Genomic DNA, 19,245 nt, shown 5'->3' with positions numbered 1-19,245 from the left:
CTGGTACGCCTGGTTGCTCAATGTTGATTCTTAAAATCTAGATATCAAGAGTAATTGAATTTTACGATTGCGCAACCCGGTGCCGTGCTTGGCCTTGAGAAACGCTTTGTGATCGAGTGGTCCGAATTTCGCCCCGGCATGTCGCGGCATTCCGAATGGGCTGGAATCTATCGCTGCCGTATTGCCCTTTGAGCCTGCGAAAGGTCAATAAAATCGCGCGCGGCCTGCGTCATCTGGCTGCCGCGCCGCCATGCGACACCGACCTGAACCATCGGCAGGCTGCCTGAGACATCGCGGCTTTCGATCCGGTCACCTTCCAGCGACCAGGGCCGGTAGACAAGATCGGGAAGCAGCGCCACGCCGGCACCGGTGGCGACCAGGCTGCGCACCGCTTCCACCGAACGTGTCCGGAACGCGATCTTCGGCCGCGAGCCGATGGCGTTGAGCAGTTTGCCGGTGCTTTCCTCGATTTCGTCGATGGTCAGCATGATCACCGGCTCTTCGGCCACATCCGCGACGGATATGCTTTCAGCGGAGGCAAGCCGGTGGCCCAGCGGCAGCCAAAGCCGGTAGGGAGAAACCTCCAGGATCTCGGTCTGCAGCGCCATCCGGTTGCGCAGGTTCGAGATCACGATCACCGCCACGTCGAGTTCGCCGCCGATCAGCAGGTGTTCGAGATAATCCCCATTGTCCTCGATCGCCGAAACCGTCACCCCCGGAAACGCCCGCCGGTAACGTGCAAGCAGGTCCGACAACACATAGCCTGCCACCAGCGAGGTGACGCCGAGGTTGAGGGTGCCCGTGAGACTTTCCTTGTCGTCGGAAAAGGTCCGCCGCGCGTCCGAGACATCCGACAGGATCTTGGTCGCGTGGCGCAGGAACTGGTGCCCCTTGTGGGTGATCGTCAGCCCGCGCGAATGGCGCTCGAACAGCTCGACGCCAAGATCACCTTCAAGCTCCTTGATTGCCTCGGTCACCGCCGATTGTGAAATCGACAGGTTTTGCGCGGCCCCAGAGACAGTGCCTTGGGCGGCGACGGCGACAAAATACTGCAATTGGCGAAGCGTGAAGGCCATGGCGCATAACAACCAGCATTCGGCGCTGCTGACAACCTGAACCGGTTGCCGGATCGATTGGACGGTGCCCTTTTTGCAATACACGGTGTTGAAAGCCTGGGCGGGCTGGTAATCACGGATGCGGGGAGGGGAGCCGGATCAAAGCCCTGCTGTTTCAACGCGCTTCAGGCACTCGACCGGGTAATAGGGCCAGTAGGCCGCGTCGCATGAATCAACGGATGCGATACCCGATGATACGAGCCGGATCCTGCGTTCAATCGCATGCTCTTTTATCCGGATACCCTGTTTGCCGGTTTCGGCCGCCGCAGCGGGGCTTGAGGCGGTGATGTCCGCCAGGCCATGGGCCAGCGGCAGCATTCCGTCCGCGTCGGCGGCAATGGCGGCCGCGCCCAGAGCGAAGACGGAAACGGATATGATGGCGATCTTTTTCATGCCACACCAACGCCGCAAAGCCGCCTTGGTTCCCGTCCGGGTGCTCTGTCGGGCACGAGATGCGCCCGCCGCCTTGCGCCGTGTTAACCGAATTTTGCAGGGCCATACTGCTTTCCTTTTCCGGCAATCGGTCCTAGGTCTGCACCAGTTGAGTCGGAGCAAAAGTCCCAATGAGCATGGAAACGAAGGCTGACGGGAACCGTCATGAACATCATGAACGGCGCTGGATCGCAATGACGATTCTGCTCATCGCAGGCTTCATGAACCTGATCGATGTGACCATCGTCAACGTGGCTCTGCCCAGTCTGCAATCCGGCCTTGGCGCCACCAGTTCGGAGATCGAATGGGTGGTTGCCGCCTACATCATGGCTTTTGCCGTCGGTCTGCTGCCGTTCGGGCGTCTGGGCGACATGCTGGGCCGCCGCAGGATCTTTCTCCTTGGCGTCGCATTCTTCACCATCGCTTCCACCCTGTGCGGACTGGCGCCCGGCATCAACACGTTGATCGCCGCCCGCGTGTTGCAGGGCATTGGCGGCGCGATGATGACCCCGCAGACGCTGGCCATCGCCCAGGTGATTTTCCCGCCCAGGGAACGCGGCATCGCTTTCGCGCTGTTCGGCGTCACCGCCGGGCTGGCGGCGGTTTCCGGTCCATTGATCGGCGGCCTGCTGATCAATGCTGACATTTTCGGGCTGACCTGGCGGCCGATTTTTCTGGTCAACATCCCGGTTGGCCTGTTCGCCATCCTGGCGGGTCTGAAATACATTCCCGCGATGGAAGGCAACCGCGATGTTGGAATTGACGTCGGGGGGATTGTCCTTGCCGCGCTCACCCTGCTTCTGATCGTCTTTCCCCTGATCGAAGGTCGGGAACTGGGCTGGCCAAACTGGATATTTGCGCTGTCGGCCGCGGCCATTCCTGCCGCCTGGTTGTTCGTTCGCTGGCAGCGCAGGCAGGCAACTGCCGGCGCGCCGCAGCTGCTGCCGGTGACCTTGATGACCAATGCCGGCTTCATGGGCGGGGTCCTGACCGTCTGCCTGTTCTTCTCGGCCGTTCCGGGATTCTTCATGGTGTTCGCCGTTTTCCTGCAAACCGGTTTCGGGCTCACCCCCTTGCAGTCCGGTCTGACCACGGTGCCGTTCTCCGCCGGAGTGTTTCTCGCCTCCATGCTGTCGGGCAGGCTTGGGCCGCGATGGCAGCGTCAGCGCATTTTCATTGGCTCGGTCATGCTGCTTTGCGCCATGTTGTGGCTGCAGTCCTTTGTCAGCGGGCTGGGTGCGACATTGCAGTCAATCATGTTCCTGCCGCCGTTTCTCATCGCCGGACTGGGGCTGGGAACGGCCGTGTCGCCATTGTTTCAGTTGGCGCTCGCCAATGTCCCCGACCGCGATGCCGGATCCGCGTCGGGCGGGGTGCAGTCCTTCCAGCAGGTCGGCGGCGCGCTGGGCGTTGCGATCACCGGGCAATTGTTTTTCGGTCGCCTGCAGCCGGGGGGCGGGGCCGATATCAGCTATTCCGCCTATGTCGCCTCGCTGCATCAGGCGCTTTTCTATCCGGTTTTCGCCTTTGGATTGACGGCCTTGGCCGTGTTTTTCCTCAGGTCGCAGCCCCTTCCCGGCAGGGCAAGCTAGGCAATATCGATTACAAGGCCGGTTTACGCTAAAGCAACTTTATTGCTTGGCCCCGTTTCTTCTTGCCTCAATGTGCTTTATGACACCCACAAAGCTGTGGCCGGATATACACCCGCGCACGGCGCCCGCTTCAGCGGGCCTAAACACGAAGTCCGAAAGATCCGACATGACAGACCTTGCGACCATCCAGCCGGCGATAGCCCGGGCTCTGGCAAAACGCGGCTATGAAAAGCTCACTCCGGTTCAGGAGGCAGTGCTCGCGCCCGAGTTGCGCGATGCCGACCTTCTGGTGTCCGCCCAAACCGGTTCCGGCAAGACGGTGGCCTTCGGGATCTCGCTTGCTCCGACCTTGATGGGCGACGAGGAAACCCTGCCGCGGGCCGAGGCGCCCATGGCCCTGTGCATTGCACCGACGCGCGAACTGGCGCTGCAGGTCGAGCGCGAACTGTCCTGGCTCTATGGCGAAGCCGGAGCCCGCATCGCCACCTGCGTTGGCGGCATGAACATGACCACCGAGCGCCAGGCCTTGAAGCGCGGCGCCCACATCGTCGTGGGTACGCCGGGCCGGTTGCGCGATCACATCGATCGTGGTTCGCTCGACCTGTCGGCCATGCGTGCCGTCGTGCTCGACGAAGCCGATGAAATGCTCGATCTCGGGTTTCGCGATGATCTCCAGTTCATTCTCGATGCAGCTCCCGACCAGCGCCGCACCCTGATGTTTTCGGCCACCGTGCCGTCAGGCATTGCCAATCTGGCAAAGCGCTACCAGAACAAGGCGGTTCGCGTCACCACCGCCGGCGACGCCAAGCAGCATCTCGACATTGAATACCGGGCGTTGACCGTTGCACCCAATGACCGCGAGAACGCTGTCATCAATGTCCTGCGTTATTATGATGCCAAGAACGCCATCGTGTTCTGCAGCACCCGCGCCACCGTCAATCATCTGACCGCGCGCTTCTCCAACCGTGGTTTTTCGGTTGTGGCGCTGTCGGGCGAATTGAGCCAGAACGAACGCACCCATGCTCTGCAGTCCTTGCGCGATGGCAGGGCCAAGGTCTGCGTGGCCACCGATGTCGCCGCCCGCGGGCTTGATCTGCCTGACCTCGAACTGGTCATCCACGCCGATCTGCCGAAAAACCAGGAAGGCTTGCTGCACCGCTCGGGCCGCACCGGACGTGCCGGGCGGAAAGGCGTTTCCGCCCTGATCGTGCCGTACAATGCCCGCCGCCGGACAGAACGCCTGCTGGCAGACGCTCGCATTACCGCCACCTGGGCACGCCCGCCATCGGCTGAGGAAATCCTCGTCCGCGATGACGAGCGCCTGATGGGTGACCCTTCCTTCGAAGCCGACATTGCCGATGATGAAAAGACGATGGTTGCCGCGTTGCTGGAACAGCATGGGCCCGAGAAAACCGCCGCTGCCCTGATACGGATGCATCGGGCAGGCCGGTCGGCGCCGGAAGAACTCAAGGACGCCGGATCTGCTGCAGCTCCTGGTGGAACCTATACAGAGCGCGCTCCGCGGGGCGAACACGTGCCGATCAAGGACGCGGTGTGGTTCTCGCTGTCGCTTGGCCGCAAGCAATCGGCCGAACCGCGCTGGCTGCTGCCGATGATTTGCCGTGCCGGTAACATCACCAAGACGGAAATCGGTTCGATCAAGATCCATGATCTTGAAACCCACGTCGAAATTGCAGGCGCTGTTGCCGACAGGTTCGAGGCTGGCATCGGCCCGACCGGCAAGATCGAAAAGAATGTCACCGTCACCCGCCTCAATGGCGTGCCGGACATGCCCGCCCGTCCGCCTCGTCCGCCACGTGCGCGTGACAATGATTTTGCCGGTGCACCGTCCCGCGAAAAAAAGACCGACTGGCCGTCCGACGATAGCCGTCCCCGGGAAAAACCGAAGCCTGATTATGCCAAGAAGCGTCCGTTCACCGGTGGCAAGAAGCGGGATGATCGTCCGCCCCGCGACAACGCCTATGCGGACCGCAAACCGGCTGCTCGCGATGACCTTCCGGCAAATGCAACACCTGGCGTCTGGCCCTATGACGACGTGGCTCCGGCGCCAAAACCTGATTTCGACAAACCCAAGGCCGCGGCAGCGAAACGTGACAAGCCGGGCAAGGGACCAGCAAGGTCAGATGCAGGCGACGCCAAGCCCGCTTTCGCCAAAGACAAGAAGCCAAAGCGCGACAAGCCGGATTTCAAGGCGGCGGACAAGCCCGCCAAGCCGCACCGCAAGGGCCCGCCTGCCGATGCAGCTAGGCCCGGCCCGGCATCCGAAGGTGGCAAGGGCGGCCTGAAGCGAAAGCCGAAGGGCTGAAGCATCACGTGATGGTCTGACTGCTCGCAGCTGGGCAGGATGACTTGCATGCAAACATATCTCCGGGCTGGCAATCCAGCCCGGAATGGCTTGTCCGAGCGGTCTTGCCGCATTGTTCCAGGCACCCGCACAGAAAGAATTTCTCTGCCCGGACTAGCCCCCCGGATGAAGCAGCGCAGACCACAAATCCCGTTGCTCCGGTGAAGTGTCCGGCGTGCGGTGAACAAGTGCAGTACTAAATGGTTTACTGCCATGACTTGTTTTCGTATTCTTAACGATAGCATGTTTATATTCGAACTTGGGAAAGGGGCCTCGCCCCAGCATGATGCGTTTCCCATTGCGGCCTGGTTCCGCAAACGGCACATGCATTCTTTTCCGATGGTGCTGGATTTCAAATTAATCAACCGGTTTGGCCGGGCCCGAGGACACTAGGCGTTGCGGCGTACGGTCATGGCCAGCCAACTTGACGCGAGGACGAGATGAACGAAACGCAAACCGGCAACAAGACTTCAGGTCTGGAAATTATTTCGTTTTTCCTCGGCGAACAGGTGTTCAGCGTGAACATCATGTCGGTCAGGGAAATCCGCGGCTGGGCGCCTGCCACACCGCTGGCTCATGCACCAAGCCATGTGCTGGGTGTCATCAACCTGCGTGGAACGGTCATTCCGGTGATCGACATGGCGCTGCGGCTCGGCCTTGAAGCCATTGACCCGACCGAACGGTCCGCGATCATCGTCGCCAGCATCCGCGGTCAGCTGGTCGGTCTGCTGGTCGACAATGTTTCCGATATGGTCACCGTCACCGAAGACGAAATTCAGTCGGTTCCCGAAGTCGGAGCGACCGAAGTGCAGCGGATGACCACGTCGATCATCGCCAAGGACAAGCAGATGATCTCTCATCTTGATCTTGATTCCTTGCTTGATGAAGAAGGCGAACTCGCCGCCTGACATCTGTCGGACGGACGAAGGCAACAGATACAGACGGGTGCGCCGATTGATTTGGGTGTGCCCGTTTTTGCTGTTTGCCAGGTTTTGTTCAAGCCGGACCCGCGGTGTCGCGTGTATATGAGTATATTATGATCGGATTTATGTGCGCTGCGTCATGGGCAGTGGACATGGCCGGTCCGGCGTTGCATGCTGCCAGGCGCCGAAAGGCCGCCCGATCAACGGATACATCCCATGTCGATTCTGGCAAGCGTTCATCATCTGACCCACTACAAATACGACCGCCCGGTTACACTCGGGCCCCAGGTCATTCGTCTCAGACCGGCGCCGCACAGCCGCACGAGGGTTGTCTCGCACTCGCTCAAGGTCAGTCCGAAAGAACATTTCGTCAATTATCAGCAGGATCCTTACGGAAACTGGCTGGCGCGGTATGTTTTTCCCGACCCGGTGATGGAGTTCAAGATCGAGGTCGATCTGGTCGCTGATATGACCGTCTACAATCCATTCGATTTCTTTGTCGAGGAATCGGCGGAGAAATGGCCCTTCAGTTACCCTGAAGACATTGCTCCTGATCTGGTTATTTACAAGACGCCCGAACCTGCGGGACCTCGGCTGCAGGCGTTCATGGATACCATTCCGCGCGACGAAACCGGGACCGTGGACTTTGTCGTGGGTCTCAATGCCCGGCTGGCAAATGAAATAGGCTATGTCATCCGCATGGAGCCCGGTGTGCAGACGCCGGAAGAAACCTTTGATACCGGCAAGGGGTCCTGCCGGGATACCAGCTGGCTGCTGGTCCAGGTGCTCAGGCATCTCGGATTTGCCGCGCGGTTCGTCTCGGGTTACCTGATCCAGCTCAAGCCCGATCTGGTCGCGATCGACGGCCCTGCCGGCACCGACCATGATTTCACCGATCTGCATGCTTGGGCCGAGGTCTATCTCCCCGGCGCCGGCTGGATCGGTCTTGACCCGACCTCCGGCTTGCTGACCGGCGAGAGCCACATTCCGCTCGCCGCCACGCCGCACTACCGCAATGCCGCGCCGATCTCGGGTCTGGCCAGCTATGCCGAGGTCGACTTTGCCTTCGACATGCGGGTCGACCGCATGGCCGAGCATCCGCGCATCACCAAGCCGTTCAGCGAAGAATCCTGGCAGGCGCTTGATAAGCTTGGCCAGGATATCGACGCCAAGCTCAAGGCCGGAGACGTCCGCCTGACCATGGGCGGAGAGCCGACCTTCGTCTCGATTGACGATTTTGAAAGCCCGGAATGGAACACGGAGGCGGTGGGACCGCAAAAACGCGAGGCTGCCGACAAGCTGATCCGCAGATTGCGCAATCGCTTCGCGCCGGGCGGTTTCCTGCATTACGGTCAGGGCAAGTGGTACCCGGGCGAAACATTGCCGCGCTGGACATTTTCTCTCTACTGGCGGCGCGATGGCAAGCCGATCTGGCACAATCCCGAACTTATCGCCGAGGAAGGCAAGGATACCGGTCAGGCTACACCCGAGACCGCCAGGAACTTGCTGGCAGCCATTGCCGACAATCTCGGGATTGCCGACGATCATGTGGTTGCTGCCTATGAGGATCCGGCGGAATGGATCATCAAGGAAGGCAATCTTCCCGACAACGTGACGCCCGACAACTCCAAGCTTGAAGACGCCGAAGAACGCCACCGCATTGCCACCGTGTTCTCCCGCGGTCTGGCAACTCCCTCCGGCTTCGTGCTGCCGGTTCAACGCTGGCAATCCAAGGCTGCCGGACACGGCTGGCGGTCGGAGAAATGGAAGACCCGGCGTGGTCATGTTTTCCTGGTACCCGGCGACAGCCCGGTGGGCTACCGCCTGCCGCTTGGCTCGCTGCCGCATGTACCGGAATCGTCCTATCCGTTCGTCAATCCGGCTGATCCCACCGAACCCAAGGGTGACTTGCCCGATCCTGCAACCGCGGCGGCCGCACTCGCCGATGCGCTGGCCGATGCCCGTGCCGCCGAGGCTTCGGCACAACCGGTCGCTCAGTTTACTGCCGCCGAGGCCACCCAGAACCGCGTCGAGCAGAAGATCAGCGATCTCGATGGCGCGGTGCGCACCGCCATTTCCGTCGAGCCGCGCGATGGCCGGTTGTGCATCTTCATGCCACCGGTGGAAAAGGTGGAGGACTACCTCGAACTGGTTTCTGCCGCCGAGGTCGCTGCCGACCGGCTCGGACTGAAAGTCCACATCGAAGGCTACGGCCCGCCGCATGATCCGCGCCTCAACGTCATCCGGGTCGCCCCTGATCCCGGCGTGGTTGAAGTCAATGTGCATCCCGCCACCGACTGGAACGAATGCAAGGCAATCACGGAGGGCGTTTACGAAGAAGCCCGTCAGACCCGTCTTGGCGCCGACAAGTTCATGATCGACGGTCGCCATACCGGCACCGGCGGTGGCAATCACGTCGTGGTCGGCGGCGCCACACCACTCGACAGTCCGTTTCTCCGGCGTCCGGATCTGCTGGCCAGCCTGATCCTGCACTGGCAGCGCCATCCAAGCCTGTCCTATTTGTTTTCCGGCCTGTTCATCGGCCCGACCAGCCAGGCGCCGCGCATCGATGAAGCGCGTCACGACGGACTTTATGAACTCGAGATGGCGCTCGAACAGATCCCGGCTCCCGATGCCGGCAATCCACCCTTGCCCTGGCTCGTTGACCGTCTGCTGCGCAATCTCCTGACCGATGTCACCGGCAACACCCATCGTGCCGAAATCTGCATCGACAAGCTCTATTCGCCCGATGGTCCGACCGGCCGTCTCGGTCTGGTCGAGTTCCGCGGTTTTGAAATGCCACCCGAACCACGCATGAGCCTGGCCCAGCAGGTGCTGATCCGCGCCCTCATCGCCCGGTTCTGGCAGAACCCGGCCAAGGGACGCTTTACCCGCTGGGGCACAACGCTCAATGACCGCTTCATGCTGCCGCACTTCATCTGGGAGGATTTCCTCGATGTGCTGCGCGATCTGCGTGATCATGGCTTTGACCTGCGGTCTGAATGGTACGAGGCGCAAGCCGAGTTCCGTTTCCCGTTCTGTGGCGAAGTGACCTATGAAGGGGTGAAGCTCGAATTGCGCCAGGCACTCGAGCCCTGGCACGTTCTCGGCGAGACCGGGGCCATTGGCGGAACAGTGCGCTACACCGACAGCTCGGTCGAGCGCTTGCAGGTCAAGCTCGAAACCGCAGATCCCTCACGCTACACGGTTGCCTGCAACGGCCGGCCGGTGCCGTTGGCGGAGGCCGGGAAGGCTGGAACAGCCGTTGGCGGTGTCCGCTACAAGGCCTGGCAGCCGGCTTTGGCGCTGCACCCTGTGCTGCCGGTCGATGCGCCGCTGACCTTCGACATCTTCGACACATGGTCGGGCAAGCCGCTGGGTGGTTGCGTCTACCATGTCGCCCATCCCGGCGGCCGCAGCTACGATACGTTTCCCGTCAATGGAAACGAGGCCGAAGCCCGGCGGTTGGCCCGTTTCGAACACCGGGGCCACACGCCCGGCGCCACCACACCTGCGCCGGAAACGCCGCATCCCGAGTTTCCCTTTACGCTCGATCTGCGCCGCAAGCCGGGAATTTGACCCGTGCCGAGTTCTGTGAAGGCCCGGCCGCCTGAGCGGCCAACGATACTTGAGGGCTACGCGGCCCTGCCGGGTGTGCCCGATGAATTGCTGCGTGATGATGGCAGCATCAGGCCTGAATGGGCCAGCCTCATTGCCCACCTCGACGGGTTGAGCCTGGACGGGCGTGACCGGGCCTTTGCCCGTGGTGCGCAGTATTTGCGCGACGCTGGTGTCTTTGTTCGGCACTATGGCGAGGAGAAGAACCCGCGCGACTGGCCTTTGAGCCCGATCCCGGTGATCCAGCCGGCCAGCGAATGGCAGGCGCTGGCCGAGGGGCTGGCGGAACGCGCCGACCTGCTCGAAACCGTCGTCGCCGATCTCTATGGCGAGAACCGGCTGGTCGAGCAGGGCCATCTTCCTGCGAGCCTGATCGCATCCAATCCCGAATGGTTGCGGCCGCTGATCGGTGTGAAACCGGCATCCGGGCATTTTCTGCATTTCCTGGCCTTTGAAATCGGCCGCGGGGCGGACGGCGGATGGTGGGTTCTGGGGGACCGGACCCAGGCCCCGTCCGGCGCCGGCTATACGCTGGAAAACCGGGTCGCCTCGTTGCGTGCCTTCCCCGGATATTACAGCGGTTCGAACGTCAAACGCCTGGTTGGCTTTTTCCGCAGTTTCCGCGACGGCCTCAATGCAATGCGGCACGAGGAAGGCAGCCGGGTAGGGATCCTCACCCCCGGGCCGATGAACGAGACCTATTTCGAGCATGCCTACATCGCCCGCTACCTCGGCATGATGCTGCTTGAGGGCGATGATCTGGTGGTTGAGGATGGCCGCCTGATGGTGCGCACCGTCTCCGGCCCGAAGCCCATCAGCGTGCTGTGGCGCAGAATGGATGCGGCATGGTCCGATCCGCTCGAACTCGAGTCCAGCTCGCGGCTTGGAACCCCCGGGCTGCTGGGGGCTGTCCGTTCACAGGGCGTGACCATGGTCAACGCTCTTGGCGCCGGGGTTCTCGAAAGCCGCGCCTTCCTCGCCTTCATGCCGCGGCTGTCGGAAGTCCTGCACGGCAAGCCGCTCTCGGTTCCCAACATCGCCACCTGGTGGTGCGGCAGCGAAACCGAACGCGCCCATGTCCGCGCCAACGCCGATGCAATGCTGATCGGTCCGGCAAATTCCACCCGCCTGCCGCTTGAAATTGAACCCGGTGCGGTTCTCCGCGGCGACATGTCCCGTATCGGCCTCGATCTTGATGCCTGGCTCGATAAGGAAGGGCGGAACCTCATCGGTCAGGAACTGGTCTCGTTGTCGACCACGCCGACCTGGGAGGACGGTGGCTTGAAGCCAAGGCCGATGCGTATCCGGGTGTTTATGGCCCGGACCCGCGATGGCTGGAAACTGATGCCCGGCGGCTTTGCCCGGCTGGCTGCAACCAGTCAGGATCCAACTGCGGTTTCGTTGCGCAGCGGTGGCTCTGTGGCAGACGTCTGGGTCGTTTCCGACAAGCCGGTGCCAGAGGACACGATGCTCAGCCACAATGACGAGGTGTTTGTTCGCACCTCGCCGGGACTGTTGCCAAGCCGCGCCGCCGACAACCTGTTCTGGCTCGGCAGATATGTCGAGCGGGCGGAGGGGCAGATGCGCCTGACCCGGGCCTATATGAGCCGGCTGTCCGAAACGCCGGCCGGCGGGACGCCGCTGATGAGCATGCTTGAGACCTATCTCGACGATCATGAGCTTGATATCACCGAAGGCGTTCCCGCCACCGTTGAGCAGACGATTGCCATGGCAGTCAACGCCGCAAGCCAGGTCCGCGACCGGTTTTCGGTGGATGCATGGGCTTCTCTGGCAGACCTGGAGCGAACCGTAGGCAATATGCGCAAGACCGTCGTCCCGGGGGATGATGCTGCGTCGGCCATGGGCGTTTTGTTGCGTAAGATCAGCGGCTTTTCCGGCCTGGTGCACGAGAACATGTACCGCTTCAGCGGCTGGAGGTTTCTGACCATCGGCCGGTCGCTTGAACGCGCGATCGCAATGGCCGATTTGCTCGCCGCCTTTGCCGAGTGGTCTGGGCCGCATGGTGGTTTTGAGCTCTGTGTCGAGGTCGGTGACAGTGTCATGACCCACCGCAGGCGCTATCCGGTCACCGCCAGCCGCGAAACGGTGGTCGATCTGCTGGCGCTCGACCCGCTCAATCCGCGGTCTATTGCTTTCCACATTGATGAAATCCGCGATCAGGTGAGCCTTTTGCCCGGCGCGGACGTGAATGGTCAGTTGTCCGAGCTGTCCAAGGCGGTACTGCGCCTGCAGGCCGACCTGTCCGTCAACACGCCGCAAAGCCTCGATCAGGCCAGGTTGGCCGAACTGCAACAGGCAATCGGGCAACTGACCAACGACCTGCACGCCCAGTTTCTCGATTGAAAATGCTCTACGATATCAAGCTCAACATCGATTACACTTTCCAGGCGCCCGCTGCCGGCGCCCGCCAGATCCTGCACGCCATGCCGTTGACCATTTCCGGCCGTCAGCGGCTGATTGCCGGTAGTATCGAGATCGACCCGGAACCGGCAATGCGCCGCGAGCGGGAAGATTTCTTCGGCAACCAATTGACCGAGATCGCGTTCTCCGAGCCCCACAGCAAGGTTGTCATCGGGCTCAAGGCCAGGGTTGAAGTCACCGGCGGTGCTGAACCCGCATCAGCCTCGGCCGATCTGCCGGCTCTGACCAAGGCCCTTGATGCCGAAACGGATCTCGGTCCCCGCTCGCCGCTGCATTTCCTGCCGGCGTCCCCCTATGCCAGGCCCGATGCGGCAATTGCGGACTGGGCGAAAACCCATACCTCACCGGACAGGTCGTGCGGGGAGATCGTTGCCGCGCTGGGCTTGGCATTGCACCATGAAATGCGGTTTGACGCGGAAGCCACGACGGTGGAAACACCAGCGGCGGAGGCATTCTCGGCCCGGCATGGTGTCTGCCAGGATTTCACCCACATCATGATCATCGCTCTCAGGAGCCTTGGCATCCCTTCGGGCTATGTCAGCGGCTATCTGCGCACCCTGCCGCCCCCCGGACAGGAGCGCCTTGAAGGGGCTGATGCCATGCATGCCTGGGTATCGGCCTGGTGCGGTCCCGGCGTCGGCTGGGTGGAGTATGATCCAACCAACGCTGCCTTCGCCGGAACCGATCATATCGTGGTTGCCTATGGGCGCGATTACGCCGATGTCGCGCCGGTGCGCGGCGCCATGCGCACGGCGGGCGGACAAACCAGCAATCAATCGGTCGATGTGGCTCCGGTCGGCGAGTAGAACCCGGCTCAGCGTCCCCGGATGCGCGGATCGAGCGCGTCGCGCAGGCCGTCGCCGATATAGTTGACGCTCAGCACGGTCAGCGAAATCGCCAGTCCCGGCCAGAACACCCGCTCGGGATATTGCTGCAGGTAATCGATCGCATCAAACAGCAACCGGCCCCAGGTCGGAAAGTCCGGTGGGAAGCCAAGCCCGAGGAACGACAGCGCCGACTCGGTAATGATCGCTGTTGCAATCCCCAGTGTTGCCGAAACCATGATCGGCGACATGACGTTGGGCAGGATATGGCGCAGGATCATGCGCCGCGAAGGGGTTCCGATCGATCGCGCTGCCAGCACGAATTCGCGTTCCTTGAGCGCCAGCACCTCACCACGCACGATGCGCGCCGTCTGCATCCAGCTAGTGATCCCGATCGCCGAGACGATCAGGATGAAGGTTCCCATTTCCGGTCCGAAACTGCGCGCCAGGGTTTCACGAAACAGCATCACCATGACCAGGAGCAACGGCAACAGCGGCAGCGCCAGGAACAGGTCCGTCAGTCCCATCAAAACGCCATCGAGCCTGCGGAAGAACCCTGCGACCACGCCGATCAGGGTTCCCAGCAGCACGCTGATTGCCATCGCGGTCAGGCCAACCGCGATGGACACCTGACCGCCCGCCATCATCCTCGCCATAATGTCCCGGCCGAGCTGGTCCGTGCCGAAGGGATGAGCCAGTGTCGGTCCCGAATTGCGTGCCCGAATGTCGATGAAGGTGGGTTCTGTGGTCCAGAACAGCGGACCGATGGTCACGGCCAGTACGATGAACAGGAACACGGCCGCGCCGAACAATGCGCCCTTGTGGGTCTTGAACTGGTCCCAGACATCCCACCACTGCGACCGCCCGGAAGTGTCTGTCTTTGCCGGTTCCAGAATGGGAGCATCAGTCATAGCGGATCCTCGGATCAAGCAGGCCGTAGAGCACGTCGGCGATAAGGTTGCACAGCACGATCAGCACCGCGAAGATGAACGCCAGCGTCTGCACCATCGGCAGGTCGTTTGCGTAGATGGCAGTGATCAGCAACTGCCCCAGCCCGTTCACCTTGAAAATCTGCTCGGTGATGATGGCGCCGCCGAAAATTGACGGAATGCCGAGCGCGATCACGGTCACCACCGGGATCATCGAGTTGCGCAGCACATGCACCAGCAGCACAACCTTTTCGGTCATGCCCTTGGCCCGCGCCGTGCGGACGTAGTCATGATTGAGATTGTCGAGCATCGAGGCGCGCATGAAGCGCGACAATTGCGCCGTCGTCTGCAGCGCCAGCACCATCACCGGCAACGTCATCTGCCGGATTTGCTGGCCGAAGCTCTCGAAATCATTGACCACCAGCGTGGTGTCGTAGATCGATGGAAACCACGGCAACATGATCGCAAAGAACACGATCATCAGAACGCCGGAGAAGAACGGCGGGACAGAGAAGCCGATCATCGAAATGAAGGTTCCGACCTGGTCGAACCAGGAATACTGCTTGTAGGCCGAGATGATGCCGATGGGCAGCGCGATCAGCACGCCGACCAGATAGGCCAGCCCAACCACCCAGAGTGTCTGGGGAAGGCGCTGAATGATGATGTCGAACACCGGTGCGCGGAACTGCCATGAGACGATGCGCTGCATGCCTTCGGAGAAGTTCGTGCCGGTTACCCAGTCGATGAAGACCAGCGGCTCAACCCAGAAGAATTGCTTGGCCCAGAGCAGGTAGCGAATATAGGCGGGCGCATCGAGCCCCAGCGCATCACGCATTTTCTGCCGGACTTCAGGTGGAATACTCAGCGGCTGGTTGGCCAGCGGATCGCCCGGCGCCAGATCCAGCAGCAGGAATATGATCAGACTGATGAGCACAAGCGTCGGTATCGCCAACAACAATCGTCGGAATGTAAAAGTCAGCATAGGCGACGCCTCGGTTCAGCAGTTTGGCGCGGGGAAAGAGCGGACAGGGGGGAATGGCCCCGCCGGAGCGGGACCATTCATTGTCTGCATTACTTGATGCGGTACCAGTCCGCTGCATTCCAGATCTCGGAATCCCAGGTGTTGAGCACAACACCGCCGAGGCTGTTGGAATGAGCCGACACGCGGCCACGATCAACCAGCGGTACGATTGTCATCGAGTCCTTGGTGACCATCTCGTTGAGCTTCTTGGCGATTTCGGCACGCTTGGAGATTTCGCCGGTCTTGCCGAGTTCGGCAACCAGTTCGTCATAGGCCGGATCGCAGAAGCGGTTGATGTTCTCACCCTGCCACTGCGTTTCGGGCCGCGGGGCCTTCTCGCAAGTGTACTGGCCAAGATACTGCTCCGGATCTGTCCCGTCGAAGTTGTTGGCGTACATTTCCACGTCGGCATAGAACTTCTGGAACGTGTCCGGGGAAGCCGGATCGCCACCGAAGAACACTGAACCGTCAATGTTCTTGAGTTCGGTTTCAACACCGATATCCGACCACCACTGCTTGATCAGCGCCTGGAAATCCTGACGCACGGCGTTGGTTGAAGTCTGGAAAAGAAGCTTGAACTTCTTGCCATCCTTCTCGCGGACGCCGTCGGCACCGACGGTCCAGCCGGCTTCGTCGAGCAGCGCCTTCGCGCCATCCACATCCTGGGCAATACAGTCTGTGTTCGGCGAAGCGAACAGTTCCGGTGCAGGCACCAGGTTGCAGGTCGGGCGGCCAGCCTGGCCGTAACCGATTTCAACCAGCAGGTTGCGGTCGATCGCCATCGAGAGTGCCTTGCGAACCCTCATGTCTGACAGGATCGGGTGCGGGTGCTTGGCCGTTGCGCGCTCACCTTCCGGCAGGTCCGGCGAAGGATCGGTCATGTTCATTTCGATGCGCTCAACCAGCGTACCGAAGCCGGAAATCGGCTTGCCCTTGCCGCCTTCGGCCATCTTGGCAATGACTTCGGGAGCAAGCTGCAGGTTCCAGGCGTAGTCGTACTCGCCGGTTTCCAGAACTGCACGGCCAGCGGATGCTGCGTCGCCGCCGCCCTTGAAGGTCAAGGTCGCGAATGCCGGCTTGGCCGGATCGCGGTAGTTTTCGTTGGCCTTCATGGTGATCACGTCGTTCGGCTTGAAGTCGGTGACGACGAAAGGTCCGGTGCCGATCGGGCCGAAATTGGCCGAAGTGCATTCCTGCGCTTTCGCGCCGAGGCAATCCTTGAACTGGGCCGCCTGGATCAGCGGCGACTGGGCGCCGACAAAGGCTGCGTAAGGCACAGGCTTCGGTCCGGTGAAATTCACCACGATTGTGCGCTCATCCGGTGTCTCGACGCTTTTCACGCCGTCGAACTTTGCACTTTGCGCACAACCGCCGTCAGGCGCCATGCAGTATTCGGCGGTGAACTTGGCGTCGGCCGAGGTCACCGGTGTGCCGTCGGACCACTTGAGGCCTTCCTTCAGCTTCCAGGTGATCGATGTCAGGTCGGCAGCAACGCCGCCGTTTTCAACGGTCGGAATTTCGTCGACAAGATAGGGAACCAATGCGCCCTTTTCATTGAAGCGGGCCAGCGGCTCGACGATCAGCGACGAAGCCTCGATGTCCTTTGTGCCACCCGAAAGATACGGGTTCAGGATCGAAGGCGCCTGCCAGTAGATGATCTTGACTTCGCCGTCCGAGCCTCGCTCGGCGTGTGCGACAGGTGCGATCGCCACAGCGGCGACGGCGCCCATCAGAATTGTCCTCAGTTTCATGGCTGTCTCCTTGTTGATTTTTGCTTATTTATTTCGCCGGCGGTTGGTTCCGCGGTCGTTTTCATGCTTTCGGAATAGAGATGGCAGGCCACCTGTCTTCCGCCTCCGAAATCCTGGACGTCGGGCTCGATTTGCCGGCAGATGTCCATGACCTTGGGGCATCGGGTTGAAAAGTTGCAGCCCTTTGGCGGATTGGCGGGCGAGGGCACGTCGCCCTGCAACACGATCGGTTTCCTGTTCCGCTCGGATTCCGGATCCGGCTCCGGTACGGCTGACAGCAGCGCCTGCGTGTAGGGGTGCAGTGGCTCGGCAAACAGAGTTTCCCGGTCCGCCACTTCGACAATCCGGCCCAGATACATCACCGCCACCCGGTCGGCGATGTGGCGGACCATCGACAGGTCGTGGCTGATGAACAGGTAAGTCAGGTTCAGCCGGTCCTGCAGCTCCTCGAGAAGATTGACAACCTGTGCCTGAATCGAGACGTCGAGCGCTGCGATCGGCTCGTCGCAAACGATGAATTTCGGGTTCAGGGCCAGCGCCCGCGCAATGCCGATGCGTTGACGCTGCCCGCCGGAAAATTCATGCGGATAGCGTTTGGCAAAAGTCCGGTTGAGGCCGACCCAGTCCATCAGTTCGTAGATCCGGGCAAGCCTTTCATCCGGCGAGAGCTTCATGTGCTCGTCGAGCGGCTCGCCAATGATGCTGGCAACCGTCATCCGCGGATTGAGGCTGGCCTGCGGATCCTGGAAGATCATCTGCATCATCGGCCGTTTGGAGCGCAGGCTGTCGCGGTCGACATGGGCGATCTCGGAGCCGTTGATTTCAACCGTGCCGGCGGTGACATCGTAGAGCCTCAGGATCGAGCGCCCGACCGTCGACTTGCCACAGCCCGATTCCCCCACCAGCCCGAGCGTCTCGCCGGGCATGATGTCGAAGCTGATGCCGTCCACGGCCTTGATGTCGCCGACATGAGTCCGGAACAGTCCGGCATGAATCGGGAAATACATCTTGAGATCCCGCACCTTTACGAGCGGGTCGGCGGATTCGGCTTCAGCCATTGACGGCCTCCGGCTCTGGCGTTGAGGCCTTGTCCAGCAGGAAACAGGCGGCGCGATGGCCCGGTGCGGAAATCTCGGCAAGCGCCGGGTTTTCCTGTGAGCAGCGGTCAAAGGCAAACTGGCAGCGGTTGCGGAACGAGCAGGCCGCAGGCGCTTCGTACATGATCGGCGGCTGGCCTTCGATCACCTGCAGCTTGTCGGCGCGCGGGCCGCGCACGGCCGGAACGGTCTTCAACAGCGCCTGGGTATAGGGATGCCGCGGATCGCGGAAGATCTCGTTGACGGGACCTTCCTCAACCACCTGGCCGGCATACATCACCATCACCCTGTCGGCGATCCCGGCGATGACCCCAAGGTCGTGCGTGATCCAGATGATCGCCATCCCGAGCTTCTGGCGCAGTTCCTTGACCAGTTCGATGATCTGCGCCTGGATGGTCACGTCCAGAGCCGTCGTCGGCTCGTCCGCGATCAGCACCTGCGGATCGCATGCAAGCGCAATGGCAATCATCACGCGCTGGCGCATGCCGCCTGAAAACTGGTGTGGATAATCCTTCAGCCGCCTCTCGGCGTCGGGGATGCCGACAAGCTGCAGAAGCTCGATCGACCGTTCCCGTGCTTGCGCCTTGGACATGCCGAGATGTGCCCGCAACGGCTCGGCAAGCTGGAATCCGATCGTGTAGACCGGGTTGAGCGATGTCATCGGGTCCTGAAAGATAAAGCCGATCTTGGAGCCGCGTACTTTCCGCAACTCCTCCGCGCTGATCTTTAGCAGGTCCTGACCGTCAAACATCACCGTTCCGTCCCGCATCTCCGCAGGCGGAGAAGGCAGAAGTCGAAGCAGTGACATCATGGTCACCGATTTTCCAGATCCGCTTTCCCCGACAACGCCGAGCAATTCGCCCGGGCGCAGATCGAAATCGACGGAGTTGACCGCGTGAACTTCACCGCCGCGGGTGCGGAAAACCGTTTTAAGCCCTTTAACATCCAGAATTGGCATGGCCGTGTCTGGCATACTGTACCCCTCGGGAGATGTTTTCCCGTTATTTTTGTTGCCGGTCTGATCTCGCAATCGCCGGTGACCCATACTATTGACCAATTTCTCTCGGGTTGACCAGTGGGGTTTTTCAATTTGGGTGATAAGTGTCCAGACGTGCTGCAGCCCGGAACAGGGTTTC

At 61.3% G+C, this 19,245-nt stretch carries 13 protein-coding genes; 6 read left to right on the top strand and 7 right to left on the bottom strand.

The window, feature by feature from the left end; genetic code table 11:
* Nucleotides 1-167: 167 nt before the first annotated feature.
* Nucleotides 168-1,076 carry a LysR substrate-binding domain-containing protein gene (locus tag WNY80_RS17765; protein WP_342888751.1) on the bottom strand — a complete coding sequence of 303 codons (909 nt, stop codon included), beginning with the start codon at nt 1,074-1,076 and terminating at the stop codon, nt 168-170.
* A gap of 138 nt (nt 1,077-1,214) precedes the next feature.
* Entirely contained in the window at nt 1,215-1,508 is a 294-nt protein-coding gene (locus WNY80_RS17760; protein WP_342888750.1) for a hypothetical protein, read from the bottom strand.
* A 233-nt stretch (nt 1,509-1,741) separates the two neighbouring features.
* Here WNY80_RS17760 and WNY80_RS17755 point away from each other — a divergent pair, with 233 nt between their 5' ends.
* The 6 genes from WNY80_RS17755 (at nt 1,742) to WNY80_RS17730 (ending at nt 13,293) form a co-directional block, all read left to right on the top strand.
* Nucleotides 1,742-3,139 (top strand): MFS transporter, encoded by a 1,398-nt coding sequence (locus WNY80_RS17755; RefSeq protein ID WP_342888749.1) that lies wholly within the window; start codon nt 1,742-1,744, stop codon nt 3,137-3,139.
* Between the two features lie 166 nt (nt 3,140-3,305).
* Nucleotides 3,306-5,465 (top strand): DEAD/DEAH box helicase, encoded by a 2,160-nt coding sequence (locus tag WNY80_RS17750; RefSeq protein WP_342888748.1) that lies wholly within the window; start codon nt 3,306-3,308, stop codon nt 5,463-5,465.
* A gap of 479 nt (nt 5,466-5,944) precedes the next feature.
* Nucleotides 5,945-6,412: a chemotaxis protein CheW gene (locus WNY80_RS17745; protein WP_152009820.1), complete on the top strand. Its 468-nt coding sequence runs from the start codon at nt 5,945-5,947 to the stop codon at nt 6,410-6,412.
* 231 nt (nt 6,413-6,643) lie between these two features.
* Nucleotides 6,644-10,006 (top strand): transglutaminase family protein, encoded by a 3,363-nt coding sequence (locus WNY80_RS17740; protein ID WP_342888747.1) that lies wholly within the window; start codon nt 6,644-6,646, stop codon nt 10,004-10,006.
* Nucleotides 10,007-10,009: 3 nt separating this feature from the next.
* Nucleotides 10,010-12,409 carry a circularly permuted type 2 ATP-grasp protein gene (locus WNY80_RS17735; protein ID WP_342888746.1) on the top strand — a complete coding sequence of 800 codons (2,400 nt, stop codon included), beginning with the start codon at nt 10,010-10,012 and terminating at the stop codon, nt 12,407-12,409.
* 2 nt (nt 12,410-12,411) lie between these two features.
* Nucleotides 12,412-13,293 (top strand): transglutaminase family protein, encoded by an 882-nt coding sequence (locus WNY80_RS17730; RefSeq protein ID WP_342888745.1) that lies wholly within the window; start codon nt 12,412-12,414, stop codon nt 13,291-13,293.
* 8 nt (nt 13,294-13,301) lie between these two features.
* Here the strand turns inward: WNY80_RS17730 and WNY80_RS17725 are convergent, their stop codons facing one another.
* The 5 genes from WNY80_RS17725 to WNY80_RS17705 form a co-directional block, all read right to left on the bottom strand.
* Nucleotides 13,302-14,222: an ABC transporter permease gene (locus tag WNY80_RS17725; protein WP_342888744.1), complete on the bottom strand. Its 921-nt coding sequence runs from the start codon at nt 14,220-14,222 to the stop codon at nt 13,302-13,304.
* On the bottom strand, nt 14,215-15,222 hold the full coding sequence (locus WNY80_RS17720; protein WP_342888743.1) for an ABC transporter permease: 1,008 nt from the start codon (nt 15,220-15,222) through the stop codon (nt 14,215-14,217). Before WNY80_RS17720 ends, WNY80_RS17725 begins: the two co-directional genes overlap by 8 nt.
* Before the next feature lie 89 nt (nt 15,223-15,311).
* Entirely contained in the window at nt 15,312-17,012 is a 1,701-nt protein-coding gene (locus WNY80_RS17715; RefSeq protein WP_342888742.1) for a peptide ABC transporter substrate-binding protein, read from the bottom strand.
* Nucleotides 17,009-18,070: a dipeptide ABC transporter ATP-binding protein gene (locus WNY80_RS17710; protein ID WP_342888741.1), complete on the bottom strand. Its 1,062-nt coding sequence runs from the start codon at nt 18,068-18,070 to the stop codon at nt 17,009-17,011. Before WNY80_RS17710 ends, WNY80_RS17715 begins: the two co-directional genes overlap by 4 nt.
* On the bottom strand, nt 18,063-19,067 hold the full coding sequence (locus tag WNY80_RS17705; protein ID WP_342888740.1) for an ABC transporter ATP-binding protein: 1,005 nt from the start codon (nt 19,065-19,067) through the stop codon (nt 18,063-18,065). The genes WNY80_RS17710 and WNY80_RS17705 overlap by 8 nt, the downstream gene beginning before the upstream one ends.
* Nucleotides 19,068-19,245 lie beyond the last annotated feature (178 nt).

This window comes from Hoeflea sp. AS16, from assembly GCF_038900095.1.
Taxonomy (GTDB): domain Bacteria; phylum Pseudomonadota; class Alphaproteobacteria; order Rhizobiales; family Rhizobiaceae; genus Hoeflea.
The sequence above is the reverse complement of the archived record's forward strand: the minus strand, read 5'-3'. Positions and strand labels throughout refer to the sequence as shown.

Coding starts and splice junctions, on each gene's coding strand:
- WNY80_RS17765 (WP_342888751.1), bottom strand. CDS start 1,076: ATGGCCTTCACGCTTCGCCAATTGCAGTATTTTGTCGCCGTCGCCGCC.
- WNY80_RS17760 (WP_342888750.1), bottom strand. CDS start 1,508: ATGAAAAAGATCGCCATCATATCCGTTTCCGTCTTCGCTCTGGGCGCG.
- WNY80_RS17755 (WP_342888749.1), top strand. CDS start 1,742: ATGACGATTCTGCTCATCGCAGGCTTCATGAACCTGATCGATGTGACC.
- WNY80_RS17750 (WP_342888748.1), top strand. CDS start 3,306: ATGACAGACCTTGCGACCATCCAGCCGGCGATAGCCCGGGCTCTGGCA.
- WNY80_RS17745 (WP_152009820.1), top strand. CDS start 5,945: ATGAACGAAACGCAAACCGGCAACAAGACTTCAGGTCTGGAAATTATT.
- WNY80_RS17740 (WP_342888747.1), top strand. CDS start 6,644: ATGTCGATTCTGGCAAGCGTTCATCATCTGACCCACTACAAATACGAC.
- WNY80_RS17730 (WP_342888745.1), top strand. CDS start 12,412: ATGCTCTACGATATCAAGCTCAACATCGATTACACTTTCCAGGCGCCC.
- WNY80_RS17725 (WP_342888744.1), bottom strand. CDS start 14,222: ATGACTGATGCTCCCATTCTGGAACCGGCAAAGACAGACACTTCCGGG.
- WNY80_RS17720 (WP_342888743.1), bottom strand. CDS start 15,222: ATGCTGACTTTTACATTCCGACGATTGTTGTTGGCGATACCGACGCTT.
- WNY80_RS17715 (WP_342888742.1), bottom strand. CDS start 17,012: ATGAAACTGAGGACAATTCTGATGGGCGCCGTCGCCGCTGTGGCGATC.
- WNY80_RS17710 (WP_342888741.1), bottom strand. CDS start 18,070: ATGGCTGAAGCCGAATCCGCCGACCCGCTCGTAAAGGTGCGGGATCTC.
- WNY80_RS17705 (WP_342888740.1), bottom strand. CDS start 19,067: ATGCCAATTCTGGATGTTAAAGGGCTTAAAACGGTTTTCCGCACCCGC.